Annotated in this window: 20 protein-coding genes and 1 riboswitch; of the genes, 13 read left to right on the top strand and 7 right to left on the bottom strand. The window is 72.4% G+C overall.

The genetic code is table 11. The features are described 5' to 3' along the window. Positions 1-17: 17 nt before the first annotated feature. From tsf to ACFSL2_RS08540, 6 genes are all read left to right on the top strand, one after another. On the top strand, positions 18-857 hold the full coding sequence (tsf, locus tag ACFSL2_RS08565) for a translation elongation factor Ts (RefSeq protein WP_377197447.1): 840 nt from the start codon (positions 18-20) through the stop codon (positions 855-857). 280 nt (positions 858-1,137) lie between these two features. Beyond that, positions 1,138-1,893: a UMP kinase gene (pyrH, locus tag ACFSL2_RS08560; protein WP_377197446.1), complete on the top strand. Its 756-nt coding sequence runs from the start codon at positions 1,138-1,140 to the stop codon at positions 1,891-1,893. A 113-nt stretch (positions 1,894-2,006) separates the two neighbouring features. Then, entirely contained in the window at positions 2,007-2,564 is a 558-nt protein-coding gene (frr, locus tag ACFSL2_RS08555) for a ribosome recycling factor (protein ID WP_377197445.1), read from the top strand. A 44-nt stretch (positions 2,565-2,608) separates the two neighbouring features. Further along, positions 2,609-3,457 carry a phosphatidate cytidylyltransferase gene (locus ACFSL2_RS08550; protein WP_377200791.1) on the top strand — a complete coding sequence of 283 codons (849 nt, stop codon included), beginning with the start codon at positions 2,609-2,611 and terminating at the stop codon, positions 3,455-3,457. Continuing rightward, positions 3,457-4,617, top strand: coding sequence for a dual-specificity RNA methyltransferase RlmN (gene rlmN / locus ACFSL2_RS08545; protein WP_465264533.1), 1,161 nt, complete (start codon positions 3,457-3,459; stop codon positions 4,615-4,617). Before ACFSL2_RS08550 ends, rlmN begins: the two co-directional genes overlap by 1 nt. A 5-nt stretch (positions 4,618-4,622) precedes the next feature. Then, positions 4,623-5,165 carry a DivIVA domain-containing protein gene (locus ACFSL2_RS08540; protein ID WP_357471144.1) on the top strand — a complete coding sequence of 181 codons (543 nt, stop codon included), beginning with the start codon at positions 4,623-4,625 and terminating at the stop codon, positions 5,163-5,165. A 48-nt stretch (positions 5,166-5,213) separates the two neighbouring features. Here the strand turns inward: ACFSL2_RS08540 and ACFSL2_RS08535 are convergent, their stop codons facing one another. Continuing rightward, positions 5,214-5,621 (bottom strand): MerR family transcriptional regulator, encoded by a 408-nt coding sequence (locus ACFSL2_RS08535; RefSeq protein WP_377197444.1) that lies wholly within the window; start codon positions 5,619-5,621, stop codon positions 5,214-5,216. A 58-nt stretch (positions 5,622-5,679) separates the two neighbouring features. Between ACFSL2_RS08535 and ACFSL2_RS08530 the strand changes: the two genes are divergently transcribed. Beyond that, entirely contained in the window at positions 5,680-6,939 is a 1,260-nt protein-coding gene (locus ACFSL2_RS08530) for an MFS transporter (RefSeq protein ID WP_377197443.1), read from the top strand. A gap of 69 nt (positions 6,940-7,008) precedes the next feature. Here ACFSL2_RS08530 and ACFSL2_RS08525 read toward each other — a convergent pair whose 3' ends face one another. Then, positions 7,009-8,283: a hypothetical protein gene (locus tag ACFSL2_RS08525; protein ID WP_377197442.1), complete on the bottom strand. Its 1,275-nt coding sequence runs from the start codon at positions 8,281-8,283 to the stop codon at positions 7,009-7,011. A gap of 137 nt (positions 8,284-8,420) precedes the next feature. Here ACFSL2_RS08525 and ACFSL2_RS08520 point away from each other — a divergent pair, with 137 nt between their 5' ends. Then, positions 8,421-8,714, top strand: coding sequence for a hypothetical protein (locus ACFSL2_RS08520; RefSeq protein ID WP_377197441.1), 294 nt, complete (start codon positions 8,421-8,423; stop codon positions 8,712-8,714). A 22-nt stretch (positions 8,715-8,736) separates the two neighbouring features. Here ACFSL2_RS08520 and ACFSL2_RS08515 read toward each other — a convergent pair whose 3' ends face one another. After that, the gene (locus tag ACFSL2_RS08515; RefSeq protein ID WP_377197440.1) at positions 8,737-10,032 is read right to left on the bottom strand and encodes a DUF418 domain-containing protein; all 1,296 of its coding nucleotides are present in this window, start codon (positions 10,030-10,032) and stop codon (positions 8,737-8,739) included. Between the two features lie 58 nt (positions 10,033-10,090). Further along, on the bottom strand, positions 10,091-12,241 hold the full coding sequence (locus ACFSL2_RS08510; protein WP_377197439.1) for a DEAD/DEAH box helicase: 2,151 nt from the start codon (positions 12,239-12,241) through the stop codon (positions 10,091-10,093). 127 nt (positions 12,242-12,368) lie between these two features. On the opposite strand from ACFSL2_RS08510, the gene ACFSL2_RS08505 reads away from it, so the two are divergent. Beyond that, positions 12,369-13,055 carry a hypothetical protein gene (locus ACFSL2_RS08505; protein WP_377197438.1) on the top strand — a complete coding sequence of 229 codons (687 nt, stop codon included), beginning with the start codon at positions 12,369-12,371 and terminating at the stop codon, positions 13,053-13,055. A 28-nt stretch (positions 13,056-13,083) separates the two neighbouring features. Here the strand turns inward: ACFSL2_RS08505 and ACFSL2_RS08500 are convergent, their stop codons facing one another. Further along, the gene (locus ACFSL2_RS08500) at positions 13,084-16,137 is read right to left on the bottom strand and encodes a hypothetical protein (RefSeq protein ID WP_377197437.1); all 3,054 of its coding nucleotides are present in this window, start codon (positions 16,135-16,137) and stop codon (positions 13,084-13,086) included. 164 nt (positions 16,138-16,301) lie between these two features. Here ACFSL2_RS08500 and ACFSL2_RS08495 point away from each other — a divergent pair, with 164 nt between their 5' ends. Both ACFSL2_RS08495 and dxr read left to right on the top strand, forming a co-directional pair. Further along, positions 16,302-18,098: a RyR domain-containing protein gene (locus ACFSL2_RS08495; RefSeq protein WP_377197436.1), complete on the top strand. Its 1,797-nt coding sequence runs from the start codon at positions 16,302-16,304 to the stop codon at positions 18,096-18,098. Positions 18,099-18,111: 13 nt separating this feature from the next. Then, positions 18,112-19,284, top strand: a complete 1,173-nt coding sequence (gene dxr / locus ACFSL2_RS08490) for a 1-deoxy-D-xylulose-5-phosphate reductoisomerase (protein WP_377197435.1) — start codon at positions 18,112-18,114, stop codon at positions 19,282-19,284. 9 nt (positions 19,285-19,293) lie between these two features. Here dxr and thiD read toward each other — a convergent pair whose 3' ends face one another. Both thiD and ACFSL2_RS08480 read right to left on the bottom strand, forming a co-directional pair. Next, on the bottom strand, positions 19,294-20,178 hold the full coding sequence (gene thiD / locus ACFSL2_RS08485; RefSeq protein WP_377197434.1) for a bifunctional hydroxymethylpyrimidine kinase/phosphomethylpyrimidine kinase: 885 nt from the start codon (positions 20,176-20,178) through the stop codon (positions 19,294-19,296). Beyond that, positions 20,168-20,264: riboswitch (TPP riboswitch) on the bottom strand. (Overlaps the previous gene by 11 nt.) 177 nt (positions 20,265-20,441) lie before the next feature. Then, positions 20,442-21,035 carry a TetR/AcrR family transcriptional regulator gene (locus ACFSL2_RS08480; RefSeq protein WP_377197433.1) on the bottom strand — a complete coding sequence of 198 codons (594 nt, stop codon included), beginning with the start codon at positions 21,033-21,035 and terminating at the stop codon, positions 20,442-20,444. Between the two features lie 123 nt (positions 21,036-21,158). Here ACFSL2_RS08480 and ACFSL2_RS08475 point away from each other — a divergent pair, with 123 nt between their 5' ends. Together ACFSL2_RS08475 and ACFSL2_RS08470 are read left to right on the top strand one after the other, a co-directional pair. Beyond that, the gene (locus ACFSL2_RS08475; RefSeq protein WP_377200789.1) at positions 21,159-22,187 is read left to right on the top strand and encodes an aldo/keto reductase; all 1,029 of its coding nucleotides are present in this window, start codon (positions 21,159-21,161) and stop codon (positions 22,185-22,187) included. A gap of 46 nt (positions 22,188-22,233) precedes the next feature. Next, a complete protein-coding gene (locus ACFSL2_RS08470; RefSeq protein ID WP_377197432.1) occupies positions 22,234-23,217 on the top strand; it encodes an SDR family NAD(P)-dependent oxidoreductase in 984 nt (327 codons plus the stop codon). Positions 23,218-23,295 lie beyond the last annotated feature (78 nt).

Genomic DNA, 23,295 nt, shown 5'->3' with positions numbered 1-23,295 from the left:
CACGGAGGACCAGAACAATGGCGAACTACACCGCCGCTGACATCAAGGCGCTGCGTGAGCGGACCGGCGCCGGCATGCTCGACGTGAAGAAGGCTCTGGACGAGGCCGACGGCAACGCCGAGAAGGCCATCGAGATCATCCGCACCAAGGGCCTCGCCCGCGCCGCCAAGCGTGAGGGCAACACCGCCTCCGAGGGCCTCGTCGCCGTCAAGGTCGAGGACACCGCGGCCGGTCAGGTGGCCACCATGATCGAGCTGAACGCCGAGACGGACTTCGTCGTCAAGAACGAGAAGTTCATCGCGCTCGCCGACGCCGTCCTCGAGGCCGTCGCCGCCGCCGGTGCCACCGACGAGGTCGCGGCAGCCGCCGCGCCGTCGACCGAGGGCACCGTCGCCGACCTGATCGCCGCCCAGGGCGCGACCATGGGCGAGAAGGTCGTCCTGCGCCGCGTCGTGCGGGTCGAGGGTCCCAAGGTCACGACCTACCTGCACAAGACGGCCAAGGACCTGCCGCCGTCGATCGGTGTTCTCGTCGTCACCGACGAGGCCGGCGCCACGGTGGCCAAGGACGTCGCGCAGCACGTCGCCGCGATGGCCCCGAAGTACCTCACGCGTGAGGACGTCCCGGCGGACGTCGTCGAGAAGGAGCGGGCTATCGCTCTGGAGACCTCGAAGAACGAGGGCAAGCCGGAGGCGGCGCTGCCCAAGATCGTCGAGGGTCGTCTGAACGGCTTCTTCAAGGAGGTCGTGCTCGTCGACCAGCCGCTGGCCAAGGACCCGAAGACCACGGTGGGCAAGCACGTCGCCGCCGCGAACGGCTCCCTGACCGCGTTCGTGCGTTTCCGCGTCGGTTCCTGACGCAGCTTGGTCGGCCCGGTCCGCGCTTCGGCGCGGGCCGGGCCGACGCATACGCGGGCCGGTCCCCTCGTGGGGCCGGACCGCGCGCCGGGCTCCTGAGGAGCGCGGCGCGACTTCGATACTTTCGGTGCGGGGCAGAGCTGGTTCGGCTCCACCGCGCACCTGGGGTCTCGAGGTCGACGGACGCTTCTGCCCTGTGCAGAGGTGCGTTGCCCGCAAGTCGGGCAGTATTCCGGAAGAGCCAGTGTCCCGGTAGTGACGACCGAAGGGTGACGGACCAGTGAGCGACGAGGCGACCCAGGACTTCGCGGTGGACGTGGAGGGCAAGCCTGCTCGGCGTGTGCTCCTGAAGTTGTCGGGCGAGGCGTTCGGCGGCGGCAGCGTAGGGCTCGATGCCGACGTGGTCCGGCGCATCGCGAAGGAGATCGGCGTGGCCGTGCGTGACGGCGTGCAGGTCGCCATCGTCGTCGGCGGCGGCAACTTCTTCCGCGGCGCCGAGCTGAGCGTGGCCGGCATGGACCGCGCCCGTGCCGACTACATGGGCATGCTCGGCACGGTCATGAACTGCCTGGCCCTCCAGGACTTCCTGGAGCAGGCCGGCGTCAAGACCCGCGTGCAGACCGCCATCACCATGGGCCAGGTCGCCGAGCCGTACATCCCGCTGCGCGCCATCCGGCACATGGAGAAGGGGCGCGTGGTCATCTTCGGCGCCGGTGCCGGCATGCCGTACTTCTCCACCGACACCGTCGCGGTGCAGCGCGCGCTGGAGACGCACTGCGAGCAGGTGGTCATGGGCAAGAACGGGGTCGACGGCGTGTACGACTCCGACCCCCGCCGCAACCCCGACGCGAAGAAGCTCGACCACCTCACGTACACCGACGCCCTCGTCAACCGGCTCGGGGTCATGGACGACACGGCGCTGGCCATGTGCCGCGACAACGACGTGCAGATGCGAGTGTTCGGCATGGAGGGCGAGGGCAACGTCACCCGTGCACTGGCCGGCGAGCCCATCGGCACGCTGATCACCGCACGCTGAGTTCACTCGCGCGACCCGCCACCGGCCGGGAATCGTGCGGTCCTTTCGGTAGCCGGGCAAAGTGTCCGTAGAGTGGCCCCGGCACCACCCGTAGACGAATGACAGGAGCAGTGGTGATCGACGAAACCCTCCTCGAGGCCGAGGAAAAGATGGAGAAGGCGATCGAGGTCGCCAAGGAGGACTTCGCGGGTATCCGCACCGGTCGCGCCAACGCGGGGATGTTCAGCAAGATCACCGTCGACTACTACGGTGCGCCGACGCCGCTGCAGCAGCTGGCGTCGTTCAACATCCCGGACGCCCGTACCGTGATGGTCGCCCCGTTCGACAAGAGCTCGCTGCCCGCCGTCGAGAAGGCGCTGCGCGACTCGGACCTGGGCGTCAACCCCGCCACCGACGGCAACGTCGTCCGCGTGGTGCTGCCCTCCCTCACCGAGGAGCGCCGCCGCGACTACGTGAAGCTCGCCAAGGCGAAGGCCGAGGAGTCGCGCGTCTCCGTGCGCAACATCCGGCGCAAGGCCAAGGAAGAGCTGGACCGCATCGTCAAGGAGGGCGAGGCCGGCGAGGACGAGGTCGCGCGTGCGGAGAAGGAGCTGGACAAGCTCACCAAGAGCCACGTCGACATGATCGACCAGCTGCTCTCCAGCAAGGAGAGCGAGCTGCTCGAGGTCTGATGTCCGCACCGCCTCGAGACAGAACAGAGCGAGACATTGCGCACATCGACGTGAGCCCCGAACCCGAGCCCGCACCCGCCCCGAAGCAGTCCCGCGCCGGCCGTAACCTGCCGGCCGCGATCCTCGTCGGCGTCGGCCTGCTCGGCATCGTCGGTGCGTCGCTGTACTGGCGACCAGAGCCGTTCGTCCTCCTCGTCGTGCTCCTGATGTGGGCGGGGCTCTGGGAGCTGCGGCAGGCTTTCGCCCGCCGCAACCTGCGCCTGCCGATGGTGCCGCTGTTCGTGGGCACCGCCGGCATGATCGTCTCCGCCTATCGGGGCGGTCCGGAGGCCTTGTTCGTCGCGTTCGTGCTGACGGTGGCGGCGATGGTGGTCTGGCGGGCGCTCGACGGTTCCGGTCTCGGTGCCGTGCGGGACTCGGCGGCGGCTGTCTTCGCCGCCGCCTACCTCCCGTTCCTGGCCGGCTTCGTGGTGCTCATGCTGGCGCAGCCCGACGGCGAGATCCGCGTCGTGCTGTTCATTCTCCTGGCGGTGGCCAACGACACAGGCGGCTACATCGCCGGCGTCATGCTGGGTCGGCATCCGCTGGCGCCGACCGTGAGCCCCAAGAAGTCGTGGGAAGGGCTGGCGGGCTCCATCGTGCTGGCCACGGCGGTGGGTGCGCTCGGCGCGGTGTACGGGCTGGGCGAGAGCCCGATGCTCGGCATCGCCCTCGGTGTCATGACCGCCATCACTGCGACTGTGGGCGATCTCGCGGAGTCGCTGCTCAAGCGTGACCTAGAATTGAAGGACATGGGCTCATTGCTCCCGGGGCACGGGGGCGTGCTGGATCGCCTCGACTCGATGATTATCACAGCGCCCTTCGTCTATCTTGTGCTCTCGGTGGTTGCCTGATGAAAACTCCCCTTGCCCAGCCGGTCGTCCGTCCCTCGGACGAGACCCCTGCCATCCCGCTGCAGATGGCACCGAAGCGCCGCGGCAAGCCGCCGAAGCACTTCGCCGACCTGACTCCGGAGGAGCGGGTCGCCTCCGTCGTCGAGGCGGGAGAGCCGGCGTTCCGCGCCAAGCAGCTCGCCACGCACTACTTCACGCACTACACGAGCGACGCGACGAAGATGACGGACCTCCCGGCGAAGTCCCGGGAAGCGCTCGCGACCACCATGTTCCCCGAGCTGATGCGGCCGACGCGCCAGCTCAAGGCCGACGGCGGCACCACGGTCAAGACGCTGTGGCACCTCTTCGACGAGGCCAAGGTCGAGTCCGTCCTCATGCGCTACCCGCAGCGCACCACGCTGTGCGTCTCCAGCCAGGCGGGCTGCGGCATGGCCTGCCCGTTCTGTGCCACGGGTCAGCTCGGCCTGACCCGGAACCTCTCGACGGCGGAGATCCTGGAGCAGGTCCGCGCGGCGTTCCGCTCGCTGGCCGACGGCGAGATCCCGGGCGGCGTCACCCGCCTCAACAACCTCGTGTTCATGGGCATGGGCGAGCCGCTGGCGAACTACAAGGCAGTGATCGAGACGGTGCGGGCCCTGGTGGCGCCGCAGCCGGAGGGCTTCGGCATGTCGGCCCGCAACATCACGGTCTCCACGGTGGGCCTGGTCCCGGCGATGCAGAAGCTCACCAAGGAGGGCATCCCGGTGACCCTCGCGCTGTCGCTGCACGCGCCCGACGACGACCTGCGTTCCGAGCTGGTGCCGATCAACACGCGCTGGAGCGTGGACGAGACGCTGGACACCGCACGGAACTACTTCGAGGTGACCGGGCGCCGCGTGTCCATCGAGTACGCGCTGATCAAGGACATGAACGACCACGGCTGGCGGGCGGACCTGCTGGGCGAGAAGCTCAACGCGCGCGGCCGTGGCTGGGTGCACGTGAACCCGATCCCGCTCAACCCCACGCCGGGGTCGATCTGGACCGCGAGCGACCGTGAGGTCGAGGACGAGTTTGTGGCACGATTGCGCGGTCACGGGATCCCGACCACGATCCGTGATACCCGCGGGAGCGATATCGACGGGGCCTGCGGGCAGCTTGCGGCTGAGGAGGACGACGAGTGAGTGGGATGTTCAACAGCGTTCCCGCGATGCGCACCGGGTACGACAAGGACGAGGTCGACGAGTTCTTCGAGCACGCGCGACAGGCGTACGAGGGACGGACCATGGACCGGCTGACGAGCGCCGATATCCAGGCGTCCACGTTCGACCTGACCCGCGGTGGGTACAACACCCACGAGGTCGACGCGGCGCTCGACCGGCTCGAGGCGGCGTTCATCGCCCGGCAGCGCGCGGAGTACGCGGCGGCGCACGGGCAGCAGGCGTGGATGAACGCGCTCGCCGAGCGTGCGCGCTCCCTGTACGGGCGTCTCGGCCGGCCCGACGGGGAGAAGTTCGCGCCCGCCGACCGCGGTTCGCAGGGCTACGACAAGGACGACGTCGACGACCTGTGCGACCGCCTCATCGGGTACTTCGACCGGCAGGAGCCGCTGACGGCCGGCGACATCCGGTCGGCCACGTTCGGGCGTGCGCGCGGCGCGGACGCCTACGACGAGGCCTCGGTGGACGCGTTCCTGAGCCGTGCGGTGGAGGTCCTGCTCGGGGTGGAGTGATCCCTCCGGTTCCGAGAAGCCCGCGGTCGCGGTCTGCCTGCCTGTAGGTCAGACGGTGGCCGCGGGCTCTTCTGCTGCACGGAGCAGCACCTCGTTCTGGGTGGCCTTCAGGAACGAGCGGATCGAGTCCCGGCTGCGGGTGAGGCAGTCGATCCGCGCCTGGACCCCGACCAGCTCCGTGGCGAGCTGCTCGGCCACCTCGCGCGGGCAGGTCGGATCGTTCCTGGCAGCGGCACTCTCGGCGTCGAGAAGTACCTTGACCAGCCGCGTCGGGATGCCGGCCTGGACCAGGCCCGCCACGCGGGACACGCGCTCCACGTGGTCCTCGGTGTAGGTGCGGTACCCGTTGGGCGCACGGTCTGCCTCGAGCAGGCCCTGCTGCTCGTAGTACCGGACGAGACGGGTCGTCACGCCCGTTCGTGCGGCGAGCTCACCGATCTTCATGGGTTGCCTCATGGGTTGCCTCCGGCAGGGCTTGACATTGACATCAGTGTCAAACTTTAGCGTTGCCGGCATGAAGACAACAGGTGCTACCCCGGCCCGGCCGGTCGCTGCGGGCACATCGCCGAGCGGCGTCCCCTCGACGTCCTCCGACGTCCTGCCCTGGCCATCCCTGCTGGTGCTGGGGAGCGGGACGCTCCTCATGGTCACCGCCGAGATGCTGCCGACCGCCGTCCTCGAACAGATGAGCACCGGGCTGGGCGTCGCCGAGTCGAGCACCGGCCTGCTGGTCTCGGTGTGGGCGGCGGTCGTGGTGGTCCTCAGCTTTCCGCTCGTCCGGCTGACGCGTGGCCGCGACCGCCGAGCCGTGATAGCCGGGGGGCTGGCCGTTCTCGCCGTCTCGTCCGCTCTCACGGCGCTCGCCCCGACGTTCCAGCTGGCGGTGGGCGCGCGCATCCTGGGGGCGTCCGCCGTCGGGCTGCTGTGGGCCACCACCAACGCACACGTCGCCGACCTGGTCTCCGACCGCCTGCTCGGGCGCGCGGTGGCCGTGGTGCTCGGCGGGGCGACGCTCGGGATGGTGGTAGGCACACCGCTGGCCCGGCTCGTCGCCGACGCCGCCGGCTGGCGGGCCGCCTTCTGGGCGCTGGCGGTGCTCGGCCTGCTGGGCGCCGTCGCGGTCCGGCTGGTCGTCGCGCGCTCTGCCCCGCGCCCGACCCAGCCGGCCCCCGGTGCGGACGGCGTCCCGCCCGGCGCTGCAGGCCCGGCCGGTGCGCCACGACGCGGCCTGGCGCCCCTCCTGGCGGTGACCGCGCTCGTGGCCCTGGTGCTCGTGGGGCACTACGGCGCCTACACGTACATCACCCGCCTGACGGAAGCGCCGGCGGAGGCGCTGCCGGGTGGGATGAGCGCGCTCCTGCTCGTGTTCGGGCTCGCGTCGGCGGCCGGGGTCGCGCTGGCGGGTCGGTTCGGCGATCGGAGCGGACCGGCGCTGGTGGTGAGCGTGGCCGCTACCGCACTCACCGTGCTGGCCCTCGGCGCCGTCGACGTGCACGTGGCGGTCGGCATCGCCGTGGTCGTGGCGTGGGGAGTCGTGTCGGGCGGCATGCCGCCCTTCGCCCAGACCCTGATCCTGCGGCTCGCCGGACCGGACCGGCGCTCGTTCGCCGGTGCCCTGATCCCGGTGCTGTTCAACGGCGGCATCGCCGTCGGGGCGGGGCTCGCGTCGGCGGTCGTGGCCGCCTCGGGTGTGGCGGCGGTGCCGCTCCTCGCCGCAACGGTCGTAGCAGTGGCTGCGGTGGGCCTGGCCCTGACGCTGCGTCGCCGGGCGTGACGAGAACGGAGTTGTGTTCGCCGGAACGCGCGTGGCAGTCACAACCCCGTTCTCGTCGCGGCAGCGACGTCAGCAGGCAGGGGCCACCGGGGCGGACGAGCCCGTGTCGACGTACGCGTCCGCGACCCAGTTGCCCGGCCCGATCCGGTTCCACACGCTGCTGGTGCCGAAGGTTCCCGTGACGGTGGTGCCACGTGCGGTGCACTCGACGACGACGTTGGCGTGGTTGCCCGCCTGGCCGACGGCGGCGCGGCCGGTGCCGGGACCGGAACGCACGGTGAGCGGCGCGCCGCTCGTGCGGACGATCCCCCGGGGCCCGGAGCCGGTCCAGAGGTAGGTCACGGTGGTCCAGGCGTTGCCGGTCAGTCCGACGCCGTCCCAGAACGTGCCGTCGCCGAGGTCGATCCCCGCCGGGTTGGCCACCCGGCGGCCGAACCCGTCGAGCCCGCCGTTGTAGCCGTCCTGGTGGGCGGCCTGTGCCTGTGGCCGGCCCTGCGGCAGGTCCGCCCAGGACTGGCGGGCGCCGGGCGGGTTCCAGTGGTCGTCGGTGGTGTTCCACGGGCCCACGTCCCAGACCGGGGCGTACGCGCAGCGCCCGGTGCTCGGCGCGCAGACCCGCACCGAATAGCTCCCCGAGCCGTTCGACGACAGCCCGCGCCGTGACGGCAGCGCGACGAAGTGGTCTCTGGGCGTGATGACGTGCCCGTTCGCCGTGGTTCCGCCCACCAGACCCTCCCGGGTCGCGAACACGCGGTAGGAGGCCGCACCGGACGTCGGCGCGGCCTCCGCCTCCGCTTCCTGCAGCGACCGCGACCGGCGCGGGCCGGGCGTGAGCGTCACCGTCCGCACGGCCGGGCTGACGCCAGCCTCGCCGACGAGCGTGACGCGGACCTGGACGGTCCCGGACGGTTCCGGGAGCGGGGATCCGGCAGGGATCCACTCCGTCCAGGAGCCGGGGCCCTGGCCGGGGAGCCGGCCGCGCACGTCGACCAGCACGGACGTGCCGGCCGGTGCGGCGGCGTCGACGTCCGCGGCGACGACGCTCGTGGGTGAAGCGAGGGACGTCGGCTCGGCGACGAGCTGGCCCGACACCGCCGGCGTACCGGAGCCGGCCCGGCCGGCGGTGGGGTCGAGGCGTAGCGTCCCGGCCTCGTGACGCACCCCGGCGTCGTCCGCGTCGAGGACGGTGAGGTCGACGGACCAGGCAGCCGCCGAACCGCCGGGACCGGAACCGGTGCCCGGTGCCGGGTCCGCGGCGGCGGTCCCGGACGCGATGGCGAGGGCGCAGGTCGTGGCGGTGAGGAGCATGGCGCCGCGGCGGGCCCGGCCTACCTGGATCAGCATGTGCTGAATGTATGCGTCGGTCTGTTTCACCCGCGAGCGGAACGGAGGTCGCGCGGCAGCCGTTGCCGCCCGGTCGGTCCCCCGGGTGGTGCATGATCGGGGGAGCGCCCCAGAGGACCGGGGAGCCCCCAGCAGCGATGACGAGCAAGGAGAACCACGTGTCCGAGTTCCTGGCCGACAAGCCCGGCAAGTACGACCTCGACGGCGACGGCATCCCCGACGTCGAGGTGGCCGACACCGACGGTGACGGCGTGGTGGACGCCCAGTTCGAGGACTACGACGCGGACGGTGTCCCCGACGTCGAGCTGCACGACACCGACGGTGACGGGCGGCCCGACGTCGTCGTGGAGACCGCCGGCGGGACCCGGACGATCTCCGTGGACACCGACGGCGACGGCGAGGACGACGCCGTGGACTCGTTCCCGGCCTGAGGCCTGCCGTCCGGCCCGCGGCTCAGGCCCCTGGCTGGACCCGTACGGGCGCCTGCGCCGGCCGGCCGTAGGCCAGACGGCGTAGCGCCACCTCGGCCGGCCCGCGCCGCCCCGTGCGCTCCTGCCAGACGGAGAACGCCACGGTGAGCGCCCAGACGCCCACGGCGTAGAGCAGCATGGTCGACGACGTCAGGTGCTGGCCGAGCCCGAGCCCCCAGGCGGCGAGGATCGGGGCGCACAGCACCGACTGCATCAGGTAGGAGGTCAGCGACCGCTTGCCGACCGCCTGGACCGCCCCCGCGAACGGGCCGTCGGTCAGGAGCAGGTTGTTCGACGGCACCCCCGTGCGGCGCTGGGCGAGCCAGTGGCCCAGCAGGCCGAACAGGGCGACGTAGCCGAGCCCGCCGAAGAACCCGGTCAGGAACTGCACCGGGTAGAACACGAAGGCGGCGTGGTCCGGCACGGCGAGGACGCCGACGTGGTCGAGCGCGGACGGTAGCGGTCCCAGCCAGCCGAGCGTGATGCCGACGCCCGCCACCCACCGCAGCAGCGGCAGGTGCTCGCCGGGGTTCTCCAGGATGCGGCGCCGGCCCGCCCAGAACGCGAGCAGCAGCATCATCGGGACCACCATGACGAGCAGGCCCTGGAGCATCGTGCCGAGGGTCCAGTAGCCCAGGCGCTCGACGATCGAGTCGAGATAGGACGCCTGCGCCATGGACTCGGCGTCGGGAGCGATACTGGCAGCGATGCTCTGTGCCCTCGGGTCGTCCTCGGGCAGCTGGGCCGTGAACCACGCCCCGACCACGCTGAACGCCGTGCCGATGGTCAGCAGGCCGCCGAACACCCACGTCCACACGATGAGCGTGACGTCCTTGGCCTGGAAGAACAGCCACACCATGAGCAGACCGGCGACGCCGTACGCGCCGAGCACGTCGCCCATCCAGAGCAGCGCGGCGTGCACCAGCCCGAAGACGAGCAGCCAGGCGTTCCGCTTCTGCAGGAGCCGACGGGCCGCGGCCTCGGAGGTGCCCGAGGACACCTGGCGGTTGTAGAGCTGCATCATGCCGTAGCCGAAGAGGAACGCGAACATCGGGTAGGTCCGCAGGTCCACCATGGTGATGATGAGGAAGTCGACCACCTGGTCGACGGTCGAGCCGTCGACCGGGTGCGACGCCCCGGGGCTCATCTCCCGGCCCCACAGGTAGTACGGCGTGTTCGCGATGGCGATCAGCAGGAGCATGAAGCCGCGTGCCAGGTCGGGCGCGGGCGAACGCTCGGAGGCCTGGGTGGGTCCCCTGGTCAGTGCTGTGCTGGGCATGGGTACATCTCAGCAGGCAGCGGGGCCCACCGCGAGGAAAGGGCAGAGATCCGGAGGCCTACGCGGCCTGCTCGGCCAGCCGGGCCCGCTCCTCCTCGACGATGCGCCGCGCGAGCTCGGCGTCGGCCACGTCGGTGGCGCCGGGCGCCACCGCCACCGTGGAGCGTCCGGCGTACTCGGCGAACAGCTCCGCCTTGGTGCCGAGGATCTCCAGGAGCCGTTCGTCCACGCTGTTCTCGACGAGCAGCCGGTGCACCTGCACGGTGCGGACCTGGCCCATCCGGTGCGCACGCGCGATCGCCTGCGCCTCGACGGTCGGCTTGACCTGCGGCTCGCACAGGATCACCACGGAGGCGGCCTGGATGTTCAGCCCGACGCCGCCGGCCTCGATCTGGCTCACCAGCACCTTCGGCTCCGGCGCCCGCGTGAACTCGTCGACCAGCTCCTGCCGCCGTCGGGCGGGGACCGAACCGGTGATGGGCCCGACGGCGAGCGGACCGAGCTCGGCCAGCACCGTCTCGATCACGTCGCGGAAGAACGAGAAGACGACGACCTTGCGGTTGTTGTCCATCGCCTCGGCCACGATCTCGCGCAGCCGCACCAGCTTGGCCGTCGGCGCCGGAGCCTGGACGAACGCCGCGCGGCGCATGTCGGCGAACGACCGCTTGAGCACCGCCCTCCGGTAGGCGGCGCCGTCGTGCTTGCCGAACCGCTCCCACTCGTCCACCTGGACCAGCTCGGGCAGCTCGGTGAGCACGTCCTCCTGGTTGCGCCGCAGGTACACCGTCGCCACGGACCGGCGGAACGCCGCGGCGCCCGCCAGGCCGGCCGCGGGATCGATCGAGTCGGCGACGTCGGGTTTGAGGTAGTGCACCAGGTTGCGGAACTCGTCCACGGTGTTCTCCATGGGCGTGCCCGACATGAACAGCACCCGCTCGGCGGTGCGGGCCCAGTCGGCGGTGCGCTCCGAGCGCTGCGCCCGCGGGTTCTTCACGTAGTGCGCCTCGTCCACCACGAGCAGGGCGGGCCGCGGCATCCCGTCGGCGCGCAGGTGGCCGAGCTGCGGGAACGTGACGATGCCGACGCCGCCGTCGGCCACCCAGGCGCGGATGCCCGCGTCGCGGTCGTCGCCGTGCAGCACACGGACCGTCAGCCGCGAGTGCGCGGCGACCTCACGGGCCCAGTTCGCGGCGACGCTCGCGGGACAGACCACCAGGAAGTGGCGCCGGCCACGGGCGGCCAGGTGTGCCATCGCGGCGATGGCCTGGACGGTCTTGCCGAGCCCCATCTCGTCGCCCAGGATCGTGCGGCGCTGCACGAGCGCGTAGCGGGCGCCGAACGCCTGGTACCCGCGCAGGGAGACGGTCAGGAGCGAGGTGTCGAGGTCCTGGGCCGTGACCTGGTCCACGACCTCCTCGGGCAGGTAGCCCTCCGCGGCCTCCACGTCGACGCCGAGGTCGACGAGCTCGCCCAGCGCCGTGTAGTAGGCGGCGGCACGAGCCTCGTAGTCCTGCCACACCTCCGCGTCCGACGTCCCGGCCGGCGTGCCGTCCAGTCGCCGCAGGGCATCGGTGACGCCCGACGCGTCCAGGTCGTCGACGGCGGCCCGGAGACCGGTCAGGGCGGTGTCCGCCGCCGCCGTGCGCTCGCGGCCGGCGAAGAGCCGCTTGACGAGGGTGCCGCGCAGGGCGCCCACCTCGGCCAGGCGGGCCAGCCGCGGTACGTCGACGTCGAGCCGCTCGCCCCAGGCGTCGAAGAACCGGGCGACCTGCTCGTGGGTGTGCAGCGCACGCACCAGGTCGGTGACGAGGGGGTCGGCCGGGTCGGCCTCGATCCGGAAGGTGAGCGCTTCGTCGACGGCGTCGAAGATCTGCTGTGCGGCCTCGCGCAGCAGGCGGGCGGTCTTGGGTCCGACGCCGTCGATCGCGTCGAGCTCCCGCGTGCCGGCGCCCAGCACGTGGGCGACCGTGCGGTATCCGGCGGCCTCGACCGGCCCCACGCGCACGCGCCCCGTGCTGACCTCGCGGACCCGGTCGACGGGCACCTCGGCGAGCTCTGCCAGCACCCGGGCGTCGCGGACCGCGCGGTACGCCGTCCGTACCCGTTCCGGTGCCGCGCCGCGCTCGGTCAGTGCGTTCGTGCCCAGGGTATGCCGGGTGCGTGCCTCCCGGAGGAGCTCGCGGGCAGTTGCGCGGGACCAGGTCTCCATGGCCGCTGACGGTACTGGGTCGGAGCCGTGCCGGGGTACTCCGCACCCGTCGTCGTCCGGCTCGTGGTGCATACCGGACTGAACGCCCGTTCTGGTAGTTTCGTCGCACCGTGGACAGGAGGAACGAGTGAGCACGGACGCACTGCCTCAGCAGGCACAGGCGGCGCAGGTGACCGCAGCAGGGGAGACGACGCTCGAGGCGACGCCGCAGGCGGCGCTGGACGTCGTCGAGCGGGACGCGGGTCCCGAGCAGACGACGAGCCCGGAACAGACGGCGAGCCCGGAGCAGACGAGCCCGGAGCAGCAGGCGGCCCCGGAGCAGGAGTCTTCGGAGCGCGAGGAGAACCTCGAGACGCGCACGGTCGCCCGGCTGCACCAGCTGGTGGCCTCGGGCGCCGAGAAGCTGCCCGGCGAGGCCGGCAGCACGGTGTCGAGGCTCGCCGTGGCGATGCTGTCGTTCGGCAGCCAGGCCGCGTCGAAGGACCAGGACAAGCCCACCACCAAGCTGTTCGGGGAGGCCGTCGAGCTGTACCGCAGCCTGGACGACGACGACCCGACCAAGCAGCGTGCGGTGCTCGAGCACGCGCTGGAGAACTTCACGACCTCCGTGGTCGGTGGCAAGGAGCGCTCGCAGGTGCTCGAGGTCGCCGAGGAGGCGATGGGCCTCTGGGCCAAGCTGCGCGGGACGTCGTCCGACCTCGCGAAGACGGACGCCGCCGTCTCGATGCGCTCGCTCTCCAGCGTGCTGCGCAAGGAGGGCCGCGACGAGGAGGCGGACGAGACGGAGAACGAGGCCAAGCGCCTCGAGTCCTGAGTCTCGAGCCCCGGCCGGAGCGCGAGCGTCAGCCCGCGTTCCGGCCGGCGCCCACCGTGCCGCCCGGCAGCAGGGCGGACCCGCAGGTGGGCTCGTCCCTCAGGTCGACATCGGCCGGTAGATCGGCGACGGTCGGCTCCCGCCCCGCCATCGCACACGCCCTGGCGATCATCTGCTCGTCCGAGAAGGTCCACTCGGTGGTGACGCCGTGGTCCTGCACCACGATGAGCTGCCCGTCGTCGGCGTAGACGCCGGTCGGTGCGGCCCTGCCGCCGGGGCTGTAGAGGCGGGTCGCCAGCCTGCCCACCCGTTGGCCCGTGTGGATGTCGAAGAACACCAGCTCGGGGCCCTGGTTGCGGGCCACGAGGTCCGGCCCCGGCAGCACCGCCAGGACGTCGCCGAAGCTGCCCTTGAGCCCCAGCCGTACGGTGTCGTCCGGCCCGTCCAGGCTGCGCAGACGCACCGCGGAGTCCACGCCGAGCGTGACGAGCCGGACCGGTCGGGGCGTGACCTCGGTCTGCTGCGGTTCGATCAGGTGCACCTGCGTCACGCTGCTGCCGCGCACGCTCCAGACCTGCGTACCGCCCTGCGCCGCCGTGTCCAGGTCGGCGACGCGGAGCGCGAAGTCGCGGGGCGCGACGGCGACGCGGGTGGCGTCGGCGGTGACGGCGACTCGTCCGGGCTCCTCCCACTCGCTGGCGAGCCGTGGCCGGTCGCCCAGCGGGCCGGGGACGTAGAGGGCCTTGCTCTCGAGCTTCGCGTCGATCAGGTAGAGGCCCGAGCAGGCGTCGACCAGCAGGATGTGCGCCTCGGTCCGCTGGGCGCTGACGAACGTGGCGCAGTCGGGGTCGCGCCCGTCGAGAGCGGGCACGACCAGGCCCCGGAAGCCGGGCTCGTGCCCGGCGACGGTTCCCCCCTGGGTCCGGTAGGCGTTGCCCTCCGGGGTGATGAGCAGGAGGCGGTTCCGGTCCAGCCAGACCGGGAGCAGCGGCCTGTCCACGTCGGTGCTGTCCTCCGGAAGGGTCACGGTGCCGAGGCCGTGGATCATGACGGTGCCGTCCGACCACGACATGGCGACGCGCGCCGGTTCGGTCGACTCGTCCCGGTGGGTGGCCAGGACCGGCGTCGGCCCGGCCGATCCCGCGGCCGCCGCGGTCCCCGCCGCGGCCGGCAGGGGCGCGTCGCCGTGGGTGCCGGCGGTGCTCCACAACGCGATCCGCCCGCCCGACGCCGCCACCACGCGCTCCACCCCGACCAGCACCGGCGGGCCGGGCCGGCGCACGCCGGACAGGTGCCAGGTGCGGTGCTCCCCGATGCCGCCGTGGATCTCGCACGCGACCAGGCCCTTGTCGGTCGAGATCAGGGCGCGGGTCGTGTCGTCGTCGACCGCCACCATCTTCGGGTCCGCCCAGGCACGGGGGACGGGACAGCTCGCCGAGCGTGTCGACCCGTCGGCCGAGTGGTGCACCGTCACGGTGGTGCCGTCGCCCTCGGTGTCCAGGGTCGCCCAGTCCCGCAGGGAGGGCGAGGGGACGGCCCCCGCCGGGAGGTCCACCGACCCGGCCTCGCTCAGCGCGAGGGAGTCCAGGCTGCGCACCTCGAGTGCGCCCGCCGCCGTGTCCGCGGCCGCCAGGGTGCGACTGGAGCCGACGGCGAGCGACGTGACCGCGAGCCGGGTGTTCGCCAGCCCGTAGAACGCCAGGTGCTGCTCGTCCGGCCGGTGCGGGTCCCCTTCCGACTCCAGCACGGCGAGGTCCCGGTCGGCGAGCGTGATGCTGCCGATCCGGTTCCGCCCGGTGTCGGCGTCGTGCCAGGCGACGATCAGCAGGCCGCCGTCGGGGGTGATCGCGACCGCCGTCGTGCCCGCCAGGTCGAGGTGCGTCTGCCGGCTGGTGCTGCCATCGGGCAGCGGCCCGAACCGGCCGACCGTCACCCCGAGATCGTCCACCGCGGCGACCACCGAGCCGTCCGCGCTCCCGGCCACGACCGTCCCGCCCTGTGCGGACCCCTTCGCACGTGCCGCCACCCGGGAGAACGGGGTGCGGTCCCCGTGCAGCACGGTCGGCGCACCGTCGTCGGGGTTCCACCGCACGAGGTCACCGGTGCTCGTGCGGCCGACGATCCCGGTGGTGGTCGCCGCGACGTCGGCGAGCTCGGCGTCGCCCGGCAGGTCCACCGTGCGCAGCAGGTACGGGTCCGCCGGGTCGTTCGCCGTCACCGCGTTGAACAGGGCGGTGCGGGTCTGCCCGTCCCGGAGCCGCCGGACCGCCTCGACGGCCAGCAGCTGCGCCGTCGCGGGATCGTCCTGGTGCACCACGTGGGACGTCGCACCGAGCAGGTGCGCCGCATTGGCGTTCACCGCGTCGTTCGCGCGGTCCGCCTCGCGTTCGGCGAACGCGAACGCGCCGATCGACAGTGCCAGCATCACCCCGAGCGCGAGGTTGACGAGGCGGCCCCGCACGCTCGCCGAGCTCTGGCGGGCGATGTGCGCGCTGAGGACCTCCTCGGTGCTGACCTGGCCGCGCAGCGGAGCGACGAGCTCGGCGAGCGCCGTCGGCCGGTCCGGGTGGTGCCGCCAGAACCGGCGCTGGCGCAGCCGCGTGAGGTCGGTCCACTTGGGCTCGTGGTCGAGCACCTCGGCGAGCGGTGCGGGGAGCGCGGTGCTGCTGATCGTGTCGATCTCGTTCGCCGTCTGGTCCCAGACGATCCTGCCGCTGGTCATCGCGATCAGGAGGGTGTCGATGCTGCGGTGCTCCAGCCACCACTCCACCTCCTTGGCCACGTACTTGGAGCTGGCGGCGCCTTCGGAGGCGAACAGGATGAAGTACTCGGAGCGCTCCAGGTTGCGTTCGATCGCGTCCCACAGGCTGGAGTTGTTCGCCAGCCCGGTCCGGTCGAGAAAGATGTTGAGGTCGGGGACGTCGTCGCGCTTGTCGAAGTCGAGCAGCTGCTGGTGGAACTCCGGCGCGAACTCACCGTCGGAGTCGCGGCTGTAGGACAGGAAGGCGTCGTACCGGAAGGCGCGCGGCTCACGGCGCGCTCTGCCGACAGGGCGTAGGGAACGTCCTGTCCGGTCGGTCATCCTCGTTCCCGCAGCCCTTCCTCGGCGAAGGTGGTGGACCGAGAAACGTACCGTCCCGGTGGGTCGTGTCGCCGCAGGTCATGACGCTAACCACCTTTAAGGTGAATTGCACGGTTAGGCGCGGGTGTGGCCGGATATCGCGGCTCGGACGAGGAAGGCACGAGATGGCACCGGAGCTGATGGTCCCCCGGGGGGACGCGCGACGGCCACGGGTGCGCCGGTCGTGGGTGCGCGTGGCGTTCGCCGTCCTGTTCGGTGTCGCCTTTGCCCTGGGGCTGTGGGGTTTCTGGGTCTACCGGGCGTCCCCGGACTTCGCCTGGGGCACCACCGCGTGGGACGTCGTCTACTACTCCGTCCAGCTGTTCGTGCTCGGCGCCGAGGCGACGAACGAGGGTGGCGACCTGCCCTGGCAGCTCCAGGCAGCACGCTTCCTCGCCCCCGTCGCCACCGGCTACGCCGTCTTCGAGGCGGTGCGCTCGCTGTTCGCCGACCAGTTCGTGCTGATGCGCACGCGCCGGATGCGCGGGCACGCGATCGTCGTCGGCCGCACGCCCGCCGCCGGGGTCATCGCCGAGGCGCTCGCGGCACGGGGCGCGCTCGTCGCGCGGACCGCAGCGGGGGACGCCGAGTCGTTGCGCAACGCCGGGGTGTCCGGTGCCGCCGTGCTCTACGCCTGCGAGGCCGACGACCTCGAGCCCGGTGTCAACGTGCTCACGGTGGCGGTGGCCCACCGCGCGGACCGGGATCCCGACCTGCCGGGGATCCGCCTGAACGCGCACGTCAGCGACCCCGACCTCGCGCTCGCCCTGCAGGCCCGCCACCTGAGCCATCCGCAGCCGGGCGTGGACTTCTTCACGCTGGGCGAGCTGGTGGCCCGCTCCCTGGCCCGGCGGGACCAGACCGCCGCTCGCGGCGACGCCCCGCACATCTCGGTGGTCGGCCACGGCACGTTCGGCCGGGCGCTCGTCGTCGCGTTCGCGCGCCTGCGGAGCGTCGAGATCGCGCCCGACGGTGAGCCCCTCACGGTGACGCTGGTGGGGCCGGGCGCCCGGGAGGCGGCCCGGGCGCTGCGGGCGCGCTGGCCCAGTGTGCGGGCGGCGTGCCGCCTCGTGCCGGTGGAGACGTTCGCCGAGGTGCGGGCGGTCGGCACGCCGGGGCGGGTCTACGTGTGCCACGACGACGACGGCGACGCGCTCCGCAGCGCGCTGCGGGACAGCGACCTCTGGCGCGCCGGCGACGGGGCCGTGGTGCTCCGGCTCAACCGGCTCGCGGGCCTGGGCGGGCTGTTCGGCACCCACGACGACGCGATCCTGGACGACCTCGGCGGGCGGCTCGACGTCGTCGAGCCCGGCACCCTGCTGCGCAAGGCGACAGCACCCGGCGTGCTGGTGCACGACGACGTCTACGACCTGATGGCCGTGTCCGCCCACCTCACCTACCTCCGCAACCAGCGGGCGCGCGGCGTCGCCTGGCAGAGCACCCCCGCGATGGTCTCGTGGGCCGACCTCTCCGACGACCTGCGAGCCGCCAACCGCGCGCAGGTGCGCGCCATCCCCGACCGGCTGCGGCAGATGGGCTGCACCGTCGCGCCCGCCGGCGACAACGACCCCGGCCGGATCCCCGAGCCCGTGGTGGACGCGCGGGCCGTGGACGAGCACGCACGGTGGATGGCGGACAAGGTGGCCGCCGGCTGGTCCTACGGACCCGAGCGGGACGACGTCCGCCGCCTGCACCCGGACCTGCGTCCGTGGGAGGACCTGTCGGAGCACGACCGGGAGAAGGACCGTGCGGCGATCCGTGCCATCCCGGTCATCCTGGCGGACTTCGGCCTGCACGTCGTCGCCCTCGACGACGACGCGGGCTTCGAGGCCGCGGACGAGCCCGTCCCCGACCCGCGCGGGGTGGTCCGCGGCTGGCGGATGTTCGGCCGGGGCCGTGCCGAGCAGCCGAGCGAGGGCTGACAGGATGGGGCCCATGCGAAGCGTCACCCTTCTCGGCTCCACGGGGTCCATCGGCACACAGGCGATCGACGTCATCCAGCGCAACCCGGACCGGTTCCGCGTGGACGCGCTGTCCGCGGGCGGCTCGGACCTGCCGGCGCTCGCCCGGCAGGCAGCCGCCCTGGGCGTCCGCGCCGTCGCCGTGGCCGACGCCGCCGCGCGGTCCGCCCTGACCATCCTGCTCCGCGAGGCGGGGGCGGACGGCGTCGAGGTGCTCGCCGGACCCGACGCCGCGTCGGACGTGGCGGGCCGGGGGAGCGACGTGGTGCTCAACGGCATCACCGGGTCGGTCGGTCTGCGCCCCACGCTCGCCGCGCTCGCTGCCGGTTCCAGCCTGGCGCTCGCGAACAAGGAGTCGCTCGTGGTCGGCGGCGCCCTGGTCAAGGCCGCGGTCCGGCACGAGGGGCAGATCGTGCCGGTGGACTCGGAGCACTCGGCGATCGCGCAGTCGCTCCGCTCGGGGTCCGCCGCCGAGGTGCGCAAGCTGGTCGTGACCGCGAGCGGCGGCCCGTTCCGGGGGCGTACGCGGGCCGAGCTGCGGGACGTGACGCCGGACCAGGCCCTGCGGCACCCCAACTTCTCGATGGGGCGCGTGGTCACCACCAACTCGGCGACCCTGGTGAACAAAGGGCTCGAGGTGATCGAGGCGCACCTGCTGTTCGACCTGCCGTTCAGCGCGATCGACGTCGTGGTGCACCCGCAGCAGATGATCCACTCGATGGTCGAGTTCGCCGACGGCTCCACCATCGCGCAGGCGGGGCCGCCGCGGATGCTGGTGCCGATCGCGCTCGGCCTGTCCTGGCCGGACCGGCTGCCGGACGTCGACGTGGCGATCGACTGGACCAAGGCCGCCACCTGGGAGTTCACCCCCCTGGACGACGAGGCCTTTCCGGCCGTCCGTCTGGCCCGGCAGGTGGGTGCGGCGGGCGGCACCCACCCGGCCGTCTACAACGCGGCGAACGAGGTGTGCGTGGACGCGTTCCACGACGGTGCCATCGGGTTCCTCGACATCGTCGACACCGTGGCCGCCGTCGTGGAGGAGCACGCGTCGACCGGAGCGGGCGACGCCTCGTCGGTCGAGGGAGTGCTGGAGGCCGACGCCTGGGCGCGTCGCCGTGCGCAGGAGGTCCTCAGCGCCGCCCGCTGAGTCCGGTACTCACCGGGCGGCGTGGGAGTGGTTGACCGGGCCGTGCCCGTCCCACGGGCCCGGCGCCGTGCCGGTACCGCCGATGACCAGGTCGTCGGCGGCACGGAGGGCCCCGGTCAGGTAGTCCTTCGCGGCGCGTACCGCGGGTTCCCACGTGTCGTACCGCGGCCGCAGGACGGCGCACGCCGAGCTGAGCGTGCAGCCGGTGCCGTGGGTGTTCCTGGTGGCGATCCGGGGCGCGGCCAGGGCGACGACGCCGTCCGGCGCCGCGAGGTGGTCCACCGACTCGGCGGAGCCGAAGTGCCCACCCTTCACCAGGGCGAGCCGGGCCCCGAGCTTGAGCAGCGTGCGTGCCTGGTCGGCGGCCTCCGTGGCGTCCCTCGCCTGCTCGACGCCGAGCAGCACGGCTGCCTCGGGCAGGTTGGGCGTGACCAGGTCGGCCAGGGGGAGCAGCTCGTCGCGCAGCACCGCCTCGGCGTCGGGCGCGAGGAGCCGGTGGCCCGACGTCGAGACCATCACCGGGTCGAGCACCACGTACGGCGCGGGCCCGGCGGACCGCAGCTCGCGCAGGGCCGCCGCGATCGCCCGGGCCACCACGGCGTCCGTCGTCATGCCGATCTTCACCGCGTCCACCGCCACGTCGGCGAACAGGGTCGCCAGCTGCGCGGTCACCATGTCGCCGGGCACGGGCATGACGCGTGCCACCCCGGTCGTGGACTGCGCCGTCAGGCCCGTGAGCACCGCACAGCCGTAGCCGCCGAGTGCCGCGAAGGTCTTCAGGTCGGCCTGGATCCCGGCCCCGCCGGAGGGGTCGGAACCGGCGATCGTCAGCGCCACGACCGGATGACCGGGCGGGCGGGTCCGTACGACGGCGTGGGGCAGAGCAGAGCCCATGAGGCGTCCCTTCGCTAGCACTACCTAGATCAGGTTCCACGGGTGCTTCTCAGCCAGGCTGTCGCCCGGCGCCCCGCGCCAACGGACCCACCCTAGGGCCGGGACGGTGGTGTGCGGAACGTGTCCGGGTCGAGGGGGCGGTAGGGCACGGGGACTGCGGCCCTGACTCGCGGTACTCGGTACGGCGAGTCAGGGCCGCAGTCCGCCGTTCAGCCGCAGTCCGCCGTTCAGCCGCAGTCCGCCGTTCAGCCGCAGTCCGCCGTTCAGGAGCCGGACGGGCTCGAGCCCGCACCGTGCTGCAGCCCGTCGACCAGTAGATCGAGCATGCGCCGGCCGTGGCCCGGCTCCTCGTCCTCCATGGGCAGGGACAGCTTCGAGACCGCGTACAGGAGGTCCTTAGGGCTGGCCACGGCGCGGATCTCGCCGGACTTCGTCGCGGCGTCGAGCAGCGAGCCGAGCGCCGGGCCCAGCCGCCCGAGGAAGTAGGCGGGAAGGGCGTCGAACGCGGGGTCGCCCGAGTGCAGGGACGACGCGAGCCCGCGCTTGGTGACCAGGAACTCCGTGTACCGGTGCAGCCACTTCTCGAGCGCCTCGACCGGCTCGTGCACCTCGGCGAGGGCCGGGGCGGCGTCCGCGCAGGCGTCGACCTCGTGCTGGAACACGGCCTTGACCAGGTCGGAGCGCTTGGGGAAGTGCCGGTACAGCGTGCCCACCCCGACGCCCGCCAGGTCGGCGATCTCCTTGGCCGGCGCGTCCACGCCGGACGTGCCGAAGGCGGCCTTGGCCGCGTCCAGCAGTGCGTCGACGTTGCGCCGCGCGTCGGCGCGCCGCGGCCGCGGCGCTGTGTTCTGGGTCACTTCGCTCCGATCCCTTGCTATCCGGAAAGGCTTTCCATATAGTTTCTGGAAGAGCGTTCCGCTTAGGTCGAGTCTACGACATCGCGCATGCGCTCACCAGACCTCGAACCCCAGGAGGACTCCATGCAGTACCGCAACCTCGGGCGCACCGGAATCAAGGTCAGCCCCTACGCGCTCGGCGCGATGATGTTCGGCGCCGTGGGCAACACCGACCACGACGCCTCGATCAAGATCATCCACAAGGCCCTCGACGCCGGGATCAACGTCATCGACACGGCCGACGCCTACTCGCACGGCGAGTCCGAGGAGATCGTGGGCAAGGCGCTCAAGGGCCGGCGCGACGACGTGGTGCTGGCCACGAAGGTGCACCTGCCCATGAGCGACGACCCCAACCACCGCGGCAACTCCCGCCGCTGGATCATTGCCGAGGTCGAGAACTCCTTGCGCCGCCTGGGCACCGACCACATCGACCTCTACCAGATCCACCGGCCCGACCCCGAGACCGACGTCGAGGACACGCTGGCGGCGCTGACCTACCTCATCAACTCCGGCAAGGTGCGGGCCATCGGCTCGTCCACCATGCCGGCCGCCGACATCGTCGAGGCGCAGTGGGTGGCCGAGCGGCGCGGGCTGGAGCGCTTCCGCTCGGAGCAGCCGCCGTACTCCATCCTGAACCGCGGCATCGAGCGGGACGTGCTGCCCGTCGCCCAGCAGTACGGCATGGGCGCCCTGGTCTGGAGCCCGCTGGCCGGCGGGCTGCTCACCGGTCGGTACCGCAGGGGTCAGGCCAACGACACGCACCGCGCGCAGTACGGGTTCGAGCACCTGCGCGACGAGCACCGCCTCGACGTCGTGGAACAGCTCATCCCGGTCGCCCAGGAGGCCGGAGTGCCCCTGAACCACCTTGCCATGGCGTTCGCCATCGCCCACCCCGGCGTCACCTCCGCGATCATCGGCCCGCGCACCATGGAGCACCTCGACAGCGCGCTCGCGGGCGTCGAGGTGGCCCTGAGCGACGAGCTCCTCGACCGGATCGACGCCATCGTCCCGCCGGGCACCGACGTCGGCCGCCTCGACATGGCCTACGACCCGCCGGCCCTCCAGCAGGCGCCCCTGCGCCGTCGGCCCGCCGACCAGCGGGCGGCGGCCTGACCGTGCACGGCCGGGCCGCACGGCGTCCCACGCGAGAGGAACTGTCATGACGCACCAGCAACAACCCATCGGGACAGGGTTCACAGCGGCCTCGACGGTCGACGACGTGCTGGCCGGCCTCGATCTGACCGGCAAGAACGTCATCGTCACCGGGGGGCACTCGGGACTCGGCCTGGTCGCCACCCGGGCGCTGGCCGGGGCCGGCGCCTCGGTCACCGTCGGCTCACGCGACACGGACCGCGCGGCGGCAGCCGTCGCCGGCATCGACCGGGTCGAGGTCAGCCGGCTCGACCTCATGGACCCGGCGTCCATCGACGTGTTCGTCGCGCGCTACCTCGGGTCGGGGCGCCCCCTGCACATCCTGATCAACAACGCCGGCTATCCGGCGCCCGCGGAGATCGTGCGGGACGGACGCGGCTACGAGGCGCAGTTCGCGACCAATCACCTCGGTCATTTCCAGCTCAGCCTGGGGCTGCACCCCGCATTGCGCGCCGCCGGCGGTGCTCGGGTCGTCACCACGACGTCGGGCGCGCAGCGGATGTCGGACATCCTGTGGGACGACCCGAACTTCACGCGCGGCGGCTACGACCCGGGCCTTGCCTACGCCCAGTCCAAGACGGCCAACGTGCTGTTCACGGTCGAGCTGGACCGGCGCTGGTCCGGCGACGGCATCCGCGCCTTCGCGCCGCACCCCGGCGTCATCGCCACGACGTCGTTCAACAGCGCGGTGGGTGTCGAGGCGCAGCGTGCCCAGGGCCTCATCGACGACGCCGGCCGGCCGGTGATCGACCCCGAACGCGGCAAGAAGACGGAGGCCCAGGGCGCCGCGACCATCGTGTTCGGCGCCACCAGCCCATTGCTGGTGGGAATCGGGGGCCTCTACCTGAACAACAGCGACGTCTCGCAGCTCGACGACGACCAGCCGCCGCCCACGGCGCAGGAGATCACGGCCGACGTCGTGTCCCACTCGGTCGACCCGGAGTCGGCGCGGCGCCTGTGGACCCTGACTGAGCGCCTCCTGGCGGGCTAGTGGATCTGGGCCAGATCCGTGCTACCCAGTGCGCGCTACCCAGTGATTGGGCCGGAAATCTCCGAGGTTTCGGGCCGA

The organism is Promicromonospora aerolata (genome assembly GCF_042682255.1).
Classification (GTDB): Bacteria; Actinomycetota; Actinomycetes; order Actinomycetales; family Cellulomonadaceae; genus Promicromonospora; species Promicromonospora aerolata.
Note: the sequence above shows the minus strand (reverse complement) of the source record. Positions and strands in the feature narration are given on the sequence as shown.